This window comes from Streptomyces cathayae (assembly GCF_029760955.1).
GTDB lineage: Bacteria > Actinomycetota > Actinomycetes > Streptomycetales > Streptomycetaceae > Streptomyces > Streptomyces cathayae.
Genome location: NZ_CP121682.1, coordinates 3718203 through 3732530 on the forward strand (window position 1 = coordinate 3718203; position 14328 = coordinate 3732530).

At 70.8% G+C, this 14328-nt stretch carries 15 protein-coding genes; 6 read left to right on the forward strand and 9 right to left on the reverse strand.

The features are described 5' to 3' along the window. Positions 1 to 131 precede the first annotated feature (131 nt). Entirely contained in the window at positions 132 to 782 is a 651-nt protein-coding gene (locus tag PYS65_RS16815; RefSeq protein WP_279334762.1) for a hypothetical protein, read from the forward strand. A gap of 153 nt (positions 783 to 935) precedes the next feature. Here PYS65_RS16815 and PYS65_RS16820 read toward each other — a convergent pair whose 3' ends face one another. Beyond that, a complete protein-coding gene (locus PYS65_RS16820) occupies positions 936 to 2219 on the reverse strand; it encodes an adenylosuccinate synthase (protein ID WP_279334763.1) in 1284 nt (427 codons plus the stop codon). Between the two features lie 185 nt (positions 2220 to 2404). On the opposite strand from PYS65_RS16820, the gene PYS65_RS16825 reads away from it, so the two are divergent. Then, a complete protein-coding gene (locus tag PYS65_RS16825; RefSeq protein WP_279334764.1) occupies positions 2405 to 3262 on the forward strand; it encodes a diacylglycerol kinase family protein in 858 nt (285 codons plus the stop codon). Positions 3263 to 3271: 9 nt separating this feature from the next. On the opposite strand, the gene PYS65_RS16830 is transcribed toward PYS65_RS16825, so the two are convergent. Then, on the reverse strand, positions 3272 to 3862 hold the full coding sequence (locus PYS65_RS16830; RefSeq protein ID WP_279334765.1) for a Uma2 family endonuclease: 591 nt from the start codon (positions 3860 to 3862) through the stop codon (positions 3272 to 3274). Positions 3863 to 3941: 79 nt separating this feature from the next. Next, entirely contained in the window at positions 3942 to 4445 is a 504-nt protein-coding gene (locus tag PYS65_RS16835) for a GbsR/MarR family transcriptional regulator (RefSeq protein WP_279334766.1), read from the reverse strand. A gap of 103 nt (positions 4446 to 4548) precedes the next feature. Between PYS65_RS16835 and PYS65_RS16840 the strand changes: the two genes are divergently transcribed. After that, positions 4549 to 5646 carry an ABC transporter ATP-binding protein gene (locus tag PYS65_RS16840; protein ID WP_279334767.1) on the forward strand — a complete coding sequence of 366 codons (1098 nt, stop codon included), beginning with the start codon at positions 4549 to 4551 and terminating at the stop codon, positions 5644 to 5646. Then, on the forward strand, positions 5643 to 7304 hold the full coding sequence (locus PYS65_RS16845) for an ABC transporter permease (protein ID WP_279334768.1): 1662 nt from the start codon (positions 5643 to 5645) through the stop codon (positions 7302 to 7304). Before PYS65_RS16840 ends, PYS65_RS16845 begins: the two co-directional genes overlap by 4 nt. A 390-nt stretch (positions 7305 to 7694) precedes the next feature. Here the strand turns inward: PYS65_RS16845 and PYS65_RS16850 are convergent, their stop codons facing one another. Both PYS65_RS16850 and PYS65_RS16855 read right to left on the reverse strand, forming a co-directional pair. Further along, positions 7695 to 8915: a cytochrome P450 gene (locus PYS65_RS16850; RefSeq protein WP_279334769.1), complete on the reverse strand. Its 1221-nt coding sequence runs from the start codon at positions 8913 to 8915 to the stop codon at positions 7695 to 7697. A 107-nt stretch (positions 8916 to 9022) separates the two neighbouring features. Further along, the gene (locus tag PYS65_RS16855; RefSeq protein WP_279334770.1) at positions 9023 to 9916 is read right to left on the reverse strand and encodes an aminoglycoside phosphotransferase family protein; all 894 of its coding nucleotides are present in this window, start codon (positions 9914 to 9916) and stop codon (positions 9023 to 9025) included. 98 nt (positions 9917 to 10014) lie between these two features. Here PYS65_RS16855 and PYS65_RS16860 point away from each other — a divergent pair, with 98 nt between their 5' ends. Further along, the gene (locus PYS65_RS16860) at positions 10015 to 10557 is read left to right on the forward strand and encodes an MOSC domain-containing protein (RefSeq protein ID WP_279334771.1); all 543 of its coding nucleotides are present in this window, start codon (positions 10015 to 10017) and stop codon (positions 10555 to 10557) included. A 51-nt stretch (positions 10558 to 10608) separates the two neighbouring features. Here the strand turns inward: PYS65_RS16860 and PYS65_RS16865 are convergent, their stop codons facing one another. Beyond that, positions 10609 to 10800: a DUF397 domain-containing protein gene (locus PYS65_RS16865; RefSeq protein ID WP_279334772.1), complete on the reverse strand. Its 192-nt coding sequence runs from the start codon at positions 10798 to 10800 to the stop codon at positions 10609 to 10611. Between the two features lie 8 nt (positions 10801 to 10808). Beyond that, complete coding sequence (locus tag PYS65_RS16870; protein WP_279334773.1) at positions 10809 to 11660, reverse strand: helix-turn-helix domain-containing protein; 852 nt, start codon at positions 11658 to 11660, stop codon at positions 10809 to 10811. Positions 11661 to 11885: 225 nt separating this feature from the next. Between PYS65_RS16870 and PYS65_RS16875 the strand changes: the two genes are divergently transcribed. Next, positions 11886 to 12335, forward strand: coding sequence for an ATP-binding protein (locus tag PYS65_RS16875; protein WP_279334774.1), 450 nt, complete (start codon positions 11886 to 11888; stop codon positions 12333 to 12335). Here PYS65_RS16875 and PYS65_RS16880 read toward each other — a convergent pair. Continuing rightward, complete coding sequence (locus PYS65_RS16880) at positions 12305 to 12970, reverse strand: response regulator transcription factor (protein WP_279334775.1); 666 nt, start codon at positions 12968 to 12970, stop codon at positions 12305 to 12307. The two genes, PYS65_RS16875 and PYS65_RS16880, sit on opposite strands and share 31 nt — an antisense overlap. Beyond that, a complete protein-coding gene (locus tag PYS65_RS16885; protein WP_279334776.1) occupies positions 12967 to 14316 on the reverse strand; it encodes a sensor histidine kinase in 1350 nt (449 codons plus the stop codon). The genes PYS65_RS16880 and PYS65_RS16885 overlap by 4 nt, the downstream gene beginning before the upstream one ends. Positions 14317 to 14328 lie beyond the last annotated feature (12 nt).

Below are 14328 nucleotides of genomic sequence, written 5' to 3' on the forward strand. Positions count from 1 at the left end.
CGCGGCGCCCGCGGCGTCCGTGTTCGTATGGGTGGGGGGCCTGCACGGGGGGAGCCGCCCCCGCCCCCCCGCCGATACCCTTCTCCGAGGACCTGTGTGTCTTCGACCTACGTGCTGTGCGAGGAGCTCTCTTGGCCTGTGACCTGTGGCTGGTACCGCTCGTCGACGTGTTGTGCCACACGCCCGACAATCCGTTCGCCGAGGAGATCGCGCAGTACAACAAGGTGCTCGCCGAGGCCGGACTGCCGCCGGTGCCGGTGTTCCAGTACATGCCGGGACTGTCCGGCGAGGTCGCCCCGGTCGCGGGTTTCGACTACGACGCGCTGCACTTCCTGCGGCGCACCTATCTGCTCCAGGTGTCCGGGCTGCCGGTCACGCCGGTGGGCGAACTGGGCGGTGACTACGAGCAGTTGCTGGAGATGTTCGAGGCGACGGCCCAGCAGTCGCACCTGGTCTGGCACTACGACCACGCCGGGGCGTACGTCCCCGTGGACTTCCCGACCCCGCTCTCCAGCGACGAGCTGCTCGCCGGCGGCGGCCCGCTGGGCTCCTCCCACGCGCTGCTGCGGGAACTGGAGCTCGTCGCCCCGGCCCTCGGCATCGACCCCGCGAACCCGCCGGCCACGCCGGATCCCCCGCAGGGACCGACCGAGCTGGAGGAGCCCGCCGTCCCGCCCCCGTACGACCCCAGCCCCTTCGCCCGCGAACGCCACGTCTGGCTCGGCCTGCACGCGGCCGCGACCCGAAGCCTGGCCCAGGGCTCGATGATCGTCTTCAGCTGACCCCGGGCGGGCACGGGCTCGCCCCGGACGCCCCGGACGCCCCGGACGCCCCGGACGCCCCGGACGCCCCGGAAACGAAAACACCCCCGGAGACAAGGACGTCCCGGTGACCCTGGACGGGTCACCGGGACGTCGGGTACGGCAGGGCCGGTCCTACAGGAACGAGTTGATCTCGATCGTCTCGTCGCGGCCCGGGCCCACGCCGATCGCGGAGATCGGGGCGCCGGACATCTCCTCCAGCGCCTTGACGTAGGCCTGGGCGTTCTTCGGGAGGTCGGAGAAGGACTTCGCCCCGGTGATGTCCTCGGACCAGCCGGGGAGCATCTCGTAGACCGGCTTCGCGTGGTGGAAGTCCGTCTGGGAGTAGGGGAGCTCCTCGACGCGCCTGCCGTCGATCTCGTAGGCCACGCAGACCGGGATCTGCTCCCAGCCGGTGAGGACGTCGAGCTTGGTGAGGAAGAAGTCGGTCAGGCCGTTGACACGGGTCGCGTAGCGGGCGATGACCGCGTCGAACCAGCCGCAGCGGCGGTCACGGCCGGTGGTGACGCCCCGTTCGCCGCCGATGCGGCGCAGGGCCTCGCCGTCCTCGTCGAAGAGCTCGGTCGGGAACGGGCCGGCGCCGACGCGGGTGGTGTACGCCTTGAGGATGCCGATGACCCGGCTGATCTTCGTCGGGCCCACGCCGGCGCCCGTGCAGGCGCCGCCCGCGGTCGGGTTGGACGAGGTGACGAAGGGGTACGTGCCGTGGTCGATGTCGAGCAGGGTGCCCTGGCCGCCCTCGAAGAGGACCACCTTGTCCTGGTCGAGCGCCTCGTTGAGGACCAGGACGGTGTCGGTGACGTAGGGCGCCAGCTTGTCGGCGTAGCCCAGCAGCTCCCCGACCACCTGCTCGACGGCGATCGCGCGCCGGTTGTAGAGCTTGGTGAGCATCTGGTTCTTGGCGTCGAGGGCCGCCTCGACCTTCTGGGTGAGGATCGACTCGTCGTACAGGTCCTGGACCCGGATGCCGACGCGGTTGATCTTGTCGGCGTAGGTCGGGCCGATGCCGCGGCCGGTCGTCCCGATCTTGCGCTTGCCGAGGAAGCGTTCCGTCACCTTGTCGACGGTCACGTTGTACGGCGTGATGATGTGCGCGTTGCCGCTGAGCAGGAGCTTGGACGTGTCGACGCCCCGCTCGTTCAGCCCGCTCAGCTCGGAGAGCAGGACGGAGGGGTCGACAACGACGCCGTTGCCGATGACCGGCGTGCAGCCGGGGGACAGGATTCCGGAAGGGAGCAGGTGCAGGGCGTACTTCTGATCGCCCACGACTACCGTGTGGCCGGCGTTGTTGCCGCCTTGGTAACGCACCACGTAGTCGACGGAACCTCCGAGCAGGTCCGTCGCCTTTCCCTTGCCTTCGTCACCCCACTGAGCACCGAGCAGCACAAGTGCGGGCACGCGCGTACACCCCTTCCGGGCGGGGCATGTCCAGGGTCAGGGGCGTACGCGGTGGATCTCTGTCGCGTGCACCGCGACCACCGTTGACCGCCAACCGTCGGACCGGGTGCCCCGGAATAGACGAAGCCCCTGCGCAAAAGTGCAAAGGGGCTCTTGCACAAAGATGCTACCCGAGGAAGCGAGGCATGGCCGAGGTGGCGACTTCCCCGACGTCCGATCAGCTCCTGGTGGTCATCGATCCGGTCGCCCGCCGCAGGGACGGCGAGTCCGTGCGCATCGCGAAAGACGTGCTCAGCGGGGGTGCGCCGACGAAGGTCTGCCTGCCGGACGGGCCGGAGGAGTTCGCCCGCGCGCTGGCCCGGCTGGGTTCCCGGCGGCCGGTGGTGATCGGCGACGACCGGGCCCTGATGCGGGCGGTGGAGGTGCTGCACCGGCAGCGCGAGCTGACCGGCTGCGCGCTGTCCCTGGTGCCGGTCGGCGGCACGCTGTCCCTCGCCCGGTCGCTGGGGGTGCCCACGGAGACGGTGGCGGCGGCGCGGGCCGTGCTGGACGGCGCCGAGCGGCGACTGGACCTGCTGGTGGACGACAGCGACGGCGTGGTGCTCGGCGCGGTGCGGATCCCGCCGGTCGGAGGTGTGACGCCGGTACGGGAGACGGTCGGCGGGGTGGGGCGCCCCTGGCTGCAGACGTGCCGGTCCCTGGTACGGACCCTGGTGCCGGCCCGGCCGTCCGAGATCGCCCCCGTCACCGAGGCGCATCCCTCCCGGCTGCGGGTGGAGGTCGACGGAGAGACCCTGGTCGACCTGCACCAGCCGGTGCAGGCCGTGTCGGTCGTCCCGGGCGCCTCCGGGACGGCCAGGGTCGAGGTGCGCCCGGCGTCGGTGGGTGCGGAGGCGTCCCCGCTGCTGGCGGAGGGGCGCACGGTGACGGTCTCGGGCGCCCACTTCCGCTACCGCGCGGACGCGGTGGTCTCGGGGCCGGTGCGGACCCGGACGTGGGTGGTGCTGGAGGGTGCCCTGGGGCTGACCCTGCCGAAGAGCTGACCGACCGGCTCAGGGGGCCTTGAAATCGGTCGTGTCCAGCAGGCAGTCGAACGGCTGGGGAATCGGCAGCTTCTCGCCGAACGGCTTGGAGCAGCGAGCCTCGTAGCCCTTGGCCGAGGGCATCGAGAAGACCGTGGCCTGTTCCTCCTGCATGTCGAGGAGCAGGTAGACGGGGATACCGGCTCGCCCATAGACCTCGACCTTGTCCGTCAGGTCGTCGTCCCGGGTGGAGGAGGAGGTCAGTTCGGCGACGAAGGAGAGGGCTTCGCCATCCAGACGGTTACTGGTCGTCTCGAAGGCACGGTCGGACGCTGCATGGATATCCGGTCCGTACGCACTCTCGTCCCCCGGGAAGACATACAGGAACGGGCCGCAACTGATGGAATGCCCTGCAGGAAGATGCGGCTCCAGTTGTTTGCACACCAGGTGCATCACGCGCTGGTAGTAGCCCTTCGACCACGGCGACACAACGATGTTCCCCCTGATGATCTCGGCCTTGAAGCCGTCGCGCAGATGCAGCTCGTCGAGGAGGTCCAACAGTTCCTCGAAGTTGCCGGACTCAGTGCCGCTTATCATCGGTCGCTCTGCCATGACTGTCATGATGCGCCCTCCCTTTGATGCGGACCAGCCACCACTCAGAGCATCCGATCACTCACAGAGCCGTGACCGGCTTCCGCACCTATGCCCCACCCCGCCCGAAGCGCTCCTCCCGCTGCACGCGCCAGCGCGCCATCATCCCCTCGACCTCCTTCTCCACGAACTCGAAGAAGGCCAGGGTCTCCGCCAGCCGACGGCCCGCCGGGGTGTCGGACCCCAGGCTGGTGACGCCCTCGCGCAGGGCGTCCTCCCAGCGCCGGATGACGGCCTCGCGGTTGGTCAGGGCCTCGTACCACTGGTCGCCGCGCACCCGGTACCGCTCCCGGCGCGAGCCGGGCTCGCGCTCGCGGGAGACCATGTGCTGCTGCGCCAGATAGCGCACCGCGCCGGAGACCGCGGCGGGCGAGATCCGCAGCCGCTCCCCCAGTTCGGCGGAGGTCATGACACCGGTGTCGGAGGAGAGCAGCGCGGCGAAGACCCGGGCGGGCATGCGCGGCAGTCCGGCCTCCACCAGCTGTGCCGCGAAGTGCTCGACGAACCGTGAGACGGCCTCCAGGTCCCGCCTCGTCGCGCTCGGTTCCGCCATGCCTCGATCATCTCCCCTGTTCAGACGCCGTTCGCCAGTCTAGCCACCGTTTATACAGTTCCTTAACTTCACAAAATTCTGAAGGAAATGTACGTTCGTCGTCATGACGAAGGCCATCACCGTGTCCGGACTCCACAAGTCGTTCGGTCGCACGCGCGCACTCGACGGTCTCGACCTGGACGTCGAGTCCGGCGAGGTCCACGGCTTCCTGGGCCCGAACGGCTCCGGCAAGTCCACCACCCTCCGCGTCCTGCTCGGCCTGCTGCGTGCCGACTCGGGTGCCACCCGGGTGCTCGGCCGTGATCCGTGGGCGGACGCCGTGGAGCTGCACCGCCGCCTCGCCTATGTCCCCGGCGACGTCGAGCTGTGGCCGGGCCTCACCGGCGGCGAGGCCATCGACCTGCTGGCGCGGCTGCGCGGCGGCCTGGACAGGAAGCGGCGCACCGAGCTCATCGAGCGCTTCGACCTGGACCCGACCAAGAAGGGCCGCGCCTACTCCAAGGGCAACCGGCAGAAGGTCGCCATCGTCGCCGCGCTCGCCTCCGACGCCGAGCTGCTGCTGCTCGACGAGCCGACCGCGGGACTGGACCCGCTCATGGAGGTCGTCTTCCAGGACGTCATCGGCGAGGCCAAGGCGGCCGGCAGGACCGTCCTGCTCTCCAGCCACATCCTGGCCCAGGTGGAGAAGCTCGCCGACCGGGTGAGCATCATCCGGCTGGGCCGCACCGTCCAGTCCGGCACCCTCGGCGAGCTGCGCCACCTGACCCGCACCACCATCGAGGCGGAGACCGAGCGTCCCGTCACCGGTCTCGCCGAGTTGCCCGGCGTGCACGGCCTGCAGACCCTCGACGAGGCCACCGGCCGGGTCCGTTTCGCCGTCGACGGCGGCCAGGTCGGCGCGGCGGTCCGCAGGCTCACCGAGTGCGGCATCCGCAGTCTCGTCAGCCACCCGCCGACCCTGGAGGAGCTGATGCTCCGCCACTACGGCAGCGAACTCGCCGCCAACGGCCACGGCACGGACGGGCCGGACACGGGTGCACCGGACACGGCCGGGCCGGACACCGAACAGTCCGGGCAGACCAAGCAGGCCGGGCAGGCCGGGCAGGCCGGGCAGGCCGGGCAGGCCGGGCAGGCCGGGCAGGCCGGGCAGGCCGGGCAGGCCGGGCAGGCCGGGCAGCGCACGGACGGAGACCCGCGATGACCACCGCGACCTCCGCCCCCGAGGTGCCGGCCCCCGCCGGACCGGCCGCGGGCGGCAACGCGCTGGCCGGGACCCGGACGCTGATCCGCTTCGCCCTGCGCCGCGACCGGATCCGGCTCCCGGTGTGGATCCTGGCCCTGTTCCTCGGCACGCTCGCCACGGCGAACAGTTTCACCACGCTCTACAGCTCCCCGGAGGACCGGGCGAACGCCGTCCGGAGCATGGACAGCCCGGCCGGCCTCGCCATGTCCGGCCCCCGCCACTACCTCGACGACTACGGCTTCGGCTCCATGCTGAGCCACCAGATGCTCGGCTTCATGGCCGTCCTGGTCGGCCTCATGAGCGTGCTGATCATCACCCGGCACACCCGTGCCGAGGAGGAGACCGGCCGCGCCGAGCTGGTGCGCTCGACGGTGGTGGGCCGCCACGCCCACCTCGCCGCCGCCCTGTCCGTCGCGGTCCTGGCCGACCTCACCCTCGCCCTGCTGCTGGCCTTCGGCCTGGCCGGCCTGGGGACGGAGGGCATCGACACGGCGGGCTCGCTGCTCTACGGCTTCGCCCACGCCGCCGTCGGCCTCGTCTTCGCCGCCGTCGCCGCGGTCACCGTCCAGTTCACCGCGCACACCCGCGGCGCGTCCGGCATGGCGCTCGCGGTCATCGGCCTCGCCTACGTGCTGCGCGCCGCCGGCGACAGCGGCGCGAACGACGCCCTGTCCTGGCTGTCCCCGATCGGCTGGGTGCAGCGCAGCTACCCGTACGTCGACGACCGCTGGTGGCCGCTGCTGCTCTGCCTGGTGTTCGCGGTGGTGTGCGCGGCGGCGGGTTTCGTGCTCTCCACCCGCCGCGACGTGGGAGCGGGCCTGCGTCCGGAGAAGCTGGGCAGCCCCACGGCCTCCGACGCGCTCGCCACACCGCTCGGCCTCGCCCTGCGACTGCACCGCGGCACGCTGATCGGCTTCGGCGCGGGCCTGTTCCTGATGGGCGCGATGTACGGATCGATCCTCGGGGACGCCGAGGAGATGCTGAAGGGCATCGACGAGATCCAGGAGGCCCTGGCCCGCCTCGGCGGGGCGGGCATCGCCGAGTCCTTCGCCTCCATGGTCATGGTCGTCCTCGCGGTCGTGGCGGCGGTGTACGTCGTCATGGCGGCGCTGCGGCCCCGCTCCGAGGAGACGGCGGGCCGCGCCGAACCCCTTCTCGCCACCGGCCTCTCCCGCACCCGCTGGGTCGGCGGCCACCTGGCCGTGGCCCTGGGCGGCGGCACGGTCGTGCTGCTGCTGGCCGGGCTCGGCTTCGGCATCGCGGGCGCGGCCTCGACCGGGGACGGCTCGCTGCTCCCGAAGCTGGTGGGGGCGGCCCTCGCCTACGCGCCCGCCCTGTGGGTCACGGTCGGCGTGGCCGTGGTGCTCTTCGGCTGGTTCCCCCGGGCGAGCCAGGCGGCCTGGATCGTGCCGGTGTACGCCTTCGTGGTCGGCTACCTCGGCCAGATCCTCCGGTTCCCGGGCTGGATGAACAACCTCTCCCCCTTCGGCCACGTCCCCCGGCTCCCCGCCGCGGACATGAACTGGCTCCCCCTCCTCCTGCTCTCCCTCACCGCCACCGGCCTGGTGTGGCTGGGCCTGACGGGCTTCCGCCGCCGGGACCTGGAGACGAAATAGCCTCGCCGCAGCCCCCTGTCCTGCCCGGCCGAGACGCACCCTCGCCGGGCAGGGCAGGACCGTCGCGGGTCGGGGGCGGTCGGCTGCTCGTGCGGGCGGTGTTCCACGACCGTCCGAAGGGACGGCGGCCTCAATGTGTCCTCCTTGCGACACTCGCCCATGCCCCGGAGGGGGGACACACCACCCCAAAACCGTGAGCGCTTCGGCCACAACTGTCCCGATCGCGCTCAGGTGAGGGCTCAAGTGACACATGCCCGCCGAGTGCTCACGGTTTTCGGCAAGGACCCCGTCTCCGGCTCCGCGGCCCCGGGACCACGGATCTCCCCTTCGCGGAAGCGGAACGGGCCCGGTGCCTCGCCCTCAGGGGTGACGCGGTTCGGAGTGGCGGGCTCAGACCTCGACCGTCAGCCCCTCCAGGCCCCGGATCACGAAGTTCGGTGTGCGCTTCGGTTCCTCCGCCAGGCGCAGCGTCGGGGCCTGCTCCAGCAACGCCGTCATGGACGCTGCGAGTTCGATACGGGCCAGGGGTGCGCCGATGCAGTAGTGGATGCCGGCGCTGAAGGAGATGTGCGGGTTGTCCGCGCGGGTGAGGTCCAGGCGGGCGGGGTCGGCGAACACGGCCGGGTCGTGGTTGGCGGAGCCGAAGAGCATGGCGATCTCCGCACCCCGGGGGATCACCGTGCCGTCGATCTCGATGTCGTCCAGGACCCAGCGTTCGAAGAGCTGGAGCGGGGTGTCGTAGCGCATCAGTTCCTCCACCGCCGTGGGGACCAGGGAGTGGTTCGCGCGGAGGGCGGCCAGCTGGTCGGGGTGCCGGAACAGCGCCCACCAGCCGTTGACCGTGGAGTTCACCGTCGCCTCGTGGCCCGCGTTCAGCAGCAGCACGCAGGTGGAGATCATCTCCTGCTCGGTGAGCCGGTCGTCGTCCTCGTCGTGGGCGGCGATCAGCCCCGAGATCAGGTCGTCGCCGGGCTTCGCACGACGCTCGGCGATCAGCTCCCGCAGATAGTCCGAGAACTCGACCGACGCCCTGACGGCCTTCTCCGCCGACTCCCCCGACGGGTTCAGCTCGTACATCCCGCAGATGTCCGCCGACCAGGGGCGCAGCGGGGCCCGGTCGGACTCCGGGATGCCCAGCATCTCGGCGATCACCGCGACCGGCAGCGGTTCGGCGACGTCCGTCAGCAGGTCACCGCCGCCGGCGTCGACCAGCGCGGCCACCAGGTCCGCCGCCAGCCCCTCGACGTACGGCTTCAGCCGCTCCACCGTGCGCGGGGTGAACGCCTTCGACACCAGGCGCCGGATCCGGGTGTGGTCCGGCGGCTCCAGGTCGAGCATGCCGTGGTCGTTGAGGGTGTGGAACGGCTCCTGCTCGGGCGGCGGGGCCGTCCGGCCGAACTCCTCGTGGGTGAAGCGGTGCTGGTACGTCCGCCCCAGCCGCCGGTCGCGCAGCAGCGCCGAGACGTCCGCGTGGTGCGGCACCAGCCACTGGTTCGTCGGCTCGAACCAGTGCACCCGCCCCCGTTCCCGCAGCTCGGCATAGCCGGCATACGGATCAGCGACGAACGCCGGGTCCCAGGGAGCGAACACGAGGTCGGATTCAGCCATCATGCCCGGACCATAGGCCGCCGACCTGCCCCGTGCCCAGAGCCGCCCGACCGGAAGCAGCTTCTCCTGACTGCACTGCGGTAGGGAGAGTGCTCCAGCAGGCGGGCGGATCAGCCGTCGGCCAGGGTCGTGAGGAACCGGGTTTCCGCGTCGTCCCGTCCCGCGCACACTCTGGGGACCGCGATGAGGGCGGCCAGCGCCCCGCACCAGCCCAGCACGCGCTCAGGAGACATACCGGGAACCAGCGCCGCCAGCCTCTCGACCCTCCGCTCCAGCACGGATGCATCCTCGACCCCGTCGAGCGCCCAGTCCACGGCGTCGAAGTCCGGGTCGCCCCACGCCGGCCTCGGGTCGATCGCCACCGTGCGGGCACCCGGACCGGACAGCACGTTGGCCGAGTGGAGATCACCGTGCACGAGTGCCACCGGTCCGCTTTCGGCGAGTTCCAGGGCCCTCGCCCGGGCCCGCCCCAGCACCGCGGGGGCGTCCAGGCCGTTCCCGGCGTTCACCGCCGACCTGCGGTCGGCCAGGTCGAACAGAAAGCGGATCCGGTGCGAGAGAGGCCGCAGTACCGAATGCTCCCCCGGCAGGGGAGGCGGGACCCTCAGGTCTCGCAGCAGAGCCGCGACCTCGGGCGGATTCCAGCCCTGCTGCCGCACGGGCACTCCCGGCTCCACGTGCTCCAGCAACAGGGCCCCGGCGGCCACGTCTTCTGCCAGCAACGTGACGACCGACGGCGTCCCCGCCCAGGCCCGCAGCGCTTCGGCCTCCTCGCGGGCCGGCGCGGACTCCGGTGTGAGCTTCAGCCACACCGGGGCACCCGTGCCTCGCCTCACGCAGCGGAACACCCGCGAGGTGCCTCCGCCACCCGCCGCGACCAGCTCCAGATCCCAGCGAGCAGCGAGCTCGCCGACGAGGTCGGGCAACTCGTCGCACCAACCGAGCACCTCGGATCCGAACCGGACGACGAGCCGGTCCCGGGCCTCCGGAGCGACGTGGGCCAACTCCCTCAACGTGCCTCCCGCGGATGATTCTGGGCTGATGTGCTTGTGTGGCCCAGGAGTTAGGGTCGTGGATCGGCATTGTCACTGGGGGTCCGCTGATGAACGGGACAGTCACGGCAGTCAGCAGCAACGGTGAGTACTCGTTCACCAAGCCGAACCGGGACAGCATCACGCTGCTCGCCGGGCTCGGGGTCGAGGGGGACGTACATGCCGGCGTCACGGTCAAGCACCGCTCGCGGGTCGCGCAGGACCCCACCCAGCCGAACCTGCGCCAGGTCCACCTCATCCATGAGGAGCTCTTCGCCGAGGTCGGTGCGGAGGGATTCGAGGTGGCGCCCGGTGACCTCGGCGAGAACATCACCACCCGGGGCGTCGATCTGCTCGGCCTGCCGGTCGGCACGCTGCTGCGCATCGGCGACGACGCGGTGCTGGAGGTGACCGGCCTGCGCAATCCCTGCCTGCAGATCGACGCCTTCCAGGACGGGCTGCTGAAGCAGGTCGTCGGCCGCGACGAAGCCGGACACCTCGTACGCAAGGCCGGAATCATGAGCATCGTGAAGGAGGGCGGCGTGGTGCGCCCGGGCGACGTGATCGAAGCAGAACTCCCCAGCGGACCGCACCGGCCTCTGGAGCGGGTCTGACTCACAGGCCGCCACACCCACGCCGCGGTCGGCCTGCCCCAGCTCACCCGCCTATCCGCGCGACCTCTTGACCGACTCTACGAAGGCGCCGAAGGAGCGGGCGGGGAAGGAGAGAGTGGCGCGGGCGGGGGCCTTGGAGTCGCGTATGGCTATGCGGGGGTGCGCTTCCGCTATCTCGACGCAGGTATCGCCGTCACCGCCGCTTGAATAGGTGGACTTCCGCCAGTTCAGGGCCTCGGTCATCGTGCGCCTCACAGTTCCTTCGCCAGCCGGTGGATGACGTCTCGCGACGCCACAGGCTCCAGCGCCGCGCTCTCCACCTTATGGAACAACGCACGGAGCCATTTCAGTTGGGCCTGTGCATCGCAGAAGACGACGCCCGTGGGCGAATCGCGCAGCCCAGTGTCCAGTTGGGGCACCGGACCACCGAGGTACATCATCGAAGCTCCAGCTCCCGCGAAGCCTTCGAAGTCGACGGGGATGACACGCACCGTGGCATGCCCCTTCTCGATCTCATCCAGGATGAAGCGCAGTTGAGCACGTGACGCCTGGCGATCGACCACATGAACGCGCAGGGCGAATTCATGGATGACCGTTTCATACGGCGTCGGGCTGTCACGCTCGATGATCACGCGTCGGTTCATCCGGTGCTCCACGCGCGCAGCCACCTCGCTCTCGGAGAGTTCGGGGCGCATGTAGCTGAAGACGGCACGCGCGTAGTCCGCGGTCTGCAACAGACCGGGCACGTGCATGATCACCACTTCGCGCAGGTATGTCGCGTGGTGCTCGGCTTCGGCCGTGTCCAGGAATGCCGGCGGCAGAATCCCCCGGCACTCCTCCCACCAACCGCGCGTACGGTCGGTCGCCATGACCACGAGCGCGTCGATCAACTGGTCGTCCATGCAGGCGTAATGGGCGGCCATGCGGCGAATGCGCTCCGCGCTGACAGCTGCGATGCCGAGCTCTATGTGACTCATTTGACCCGAGGTCGAGTTCAGAAGTGCTGCCACCTCCCGGGCCTTCAGACCGGCAGCCTCGCGCAGCCTGCGCAGTTCTGTTCCCAGGCGCACCTGTCGCGCAGTGGGATTACTCCTCGGCGGCACGCGCCCTCCCGCTCAACATCCCTTTACTGGACCCACATTCGGGTGTAAGGCTACGCCAACCAGTTGCACTGGCACCAATTAGTGCCATACCGTCAGTGACGCGACGCACACGCTACGGAACACCGGGGTGCCGGAAGTGCACCGCTTCGTCCTGTCATGACGGTTGCGGCAATGACACCGCCCGGTGGCTGCGACGCCCCTCACCTCACCGAACGGAGTTGCCGCATGCCCGAGGACGAGCCCTGGGAGTACTCCCTGTACATCCCGAACGACCCGCGCGCCGTCACCATCAGCCGCCGCACCCTCCGTCTCATCCTCACGATGCACGGCCTGATCCGTCTGGTCGACGTCGCCGAACTGCTGGCGACCGAGTTGGTCACCAACGCCGTGCGGCACACCAAGGGGCCCGCCGCGCTGCGGGTGCGGTGGGCGGCCGGCGTGCTGCGGATCGGGGCGTGGGACGCGGACCCCGAACCGCCGCTCCCTCCTGCCGGGTCGGACGGTGGCGACACCGAGGAGGACGGTCGGGGGCTTGCCCTCGTCAGGGCCTGCTCCGACCTGTGGGGCTGGCATCCGCTCTCCCGGTTCGGCAACCGGGGCAAGTACGTGTGGTGTGAGCTCTCCGGTCAGCGCGGCCGGCACGGTCAACCCGGTGTCACCAGTCGGGCCTCGTAGGCGAAGACGGCTGCCTGGGTGCGGTCGCGCAGGCCCAACTTCACCAGGATGCGGCTCACATGGGTCTTGATCGTCGACTCGGCGACCACCAGCCGTCCGGCGATCTCCGAGTTCGACAGGCCCTGCGCGATGAGCACCAGGACCTCCGTCTCGCGCTCGGTCAGGTCGCCGTAGGCCGCGTGCGCGGACGACATCAGGCGCGGGGCCTCGGACAGTCTGGAGAACTCGGTGATCAGGCGCTTGGTCACCGTGGGGGCGAGCAGCGCCTCGCCGGACGCGACGATCCGCACCCCGTCGGCGAGTTGGCGGGCCGAGGCGTCCTTGAGGAGGAAGCCGGAGGCGCCCGCGCGCAGCGCCTGGTAGACGTACTCGTCGAGGTCGAAGGTGGTCAGCACCAACACCTTCGCGGCGCCGTCGGCGGCGACGATCTCGCGGGTCGCCTCGATGCCGTTCAGCTCGGGCATGCGGATGTCCATCAGGACGACGTCGGGGGCGAGTTCGCGGACCCGGTCCACCGCCTCCCGGCCGTTGACGGCCTCTCCGACGACCTCGATGCCCGGCATCGCGTTCAGCAGCACCGAGAAGCCCTCGCGCACCATCATCTGGTCGTCCGCGATCAGGACGCGAATGGTCATGCGTCACCCTCGTTCTCGTTCACCGAGGCGACCGGCAGGAACACCGCGACCTCGTAGCCGCCGTCGTCGGTCGGGCCGGCCGTCATCTCGCCGTTCAGCATGGAGACCCGCTCGCGCATGCCGGTGACGCCGTGCCCGGCGCCGGGCGAGGGCTTCACCAGGTTCGGTGAGGGGGCCGGGCCGTTGACCACGCGCAGACCGAGGCCGCCGAGGACGTACCCGATCTCGACCCGGGCGCTCGCTCCCGGCGCGTGCCGCAGGCTGTTGCTCAGCGCCTCCTGCACGATCCTGTACGCCGACAGCTCCACGCCCTGCGGCAGCTCGCGCACCGCGCCGGTCACCACCTTCTCCACGTCCAGACCGGTGTCCCGCACGTTGGCGAGCAGGGCGTCCAGGTCGGCGAGGGTGGGCTGCGGGGCGTCGGGAGCCTCGTAGTCCTCGGCGCGGACCACGCCCAGGACCCGGCGCAGCTCGGTGAGGGCGGCCACCGCGTTCTCGCGGATGGTGGCGAAGGCGCGTTCCAGCTCGGGCGGCGGGTTCTCCACCCGGTAGGGGGCGGCCTCGGCCTGGATGGCGACGACCGACATGTGGTGCGCGACCACGTCGTGCAGCTCACGGGCGATGGTGGTGCGCTCCTCGAGGAGCGTGCGCCGGGAGCGTTCGTGCGCGGTGACCGTCTGCTGGGCGGTCACCTCCTCCTCGGCCGAACGCCGGATGTGCCACACGGCCACGCACAGCAGGATCAGCGCGGAGTAGACCAGCATGGGGGCGGTGTTGGTGCTGTGATAGTACGGACCGATTGGGCCGAACAGGGTTTCGGCCAGGCCTCCGTACAGGGCGGTGAGCGCCCACATCCAGGCGGCGGTGCGGGGCCTGGTGCGCAGCGCGACGACGGTCAGCACCGTGAGGTGGCAGACGATGGAGCCGGGCAACCACGGCCAGTCGCCCCAGGTGTTGCCGAACAGGGTGGAGACGACGGTGGTCCCCATGGACAGCCAGAACGCGCCGACCGGCCGGACGAGGGTCATCAGGATCGGGATCCCGGCGAACAGACCGAGGATCACGCCGAAGGAACCGCCGGAGACGCTGAACGCCAGGAGGGCGAGCGCGACGATCAGGGCGTGCGGTGCCCAGCCCGCGTGCTCCCGCAGGCGGCCGGGCAGCAGCCGCGCCAGGCGGCCGTTCGTCTCGCGGCGCGGGAGGGGGCGGTAGGCGAACGCGTCGTGGATCAGGTCCTGGCGCAGCCCGCGCAGGACGTTCCGGGCCAGCCGGTACTCCGGGCTGCGTGTCGTGGCCCCGTCCCCGGACGGCGGGGCCGCGGGGTGGGTGTGGGTGGTCTCGGTCACGGTGTCACGTTA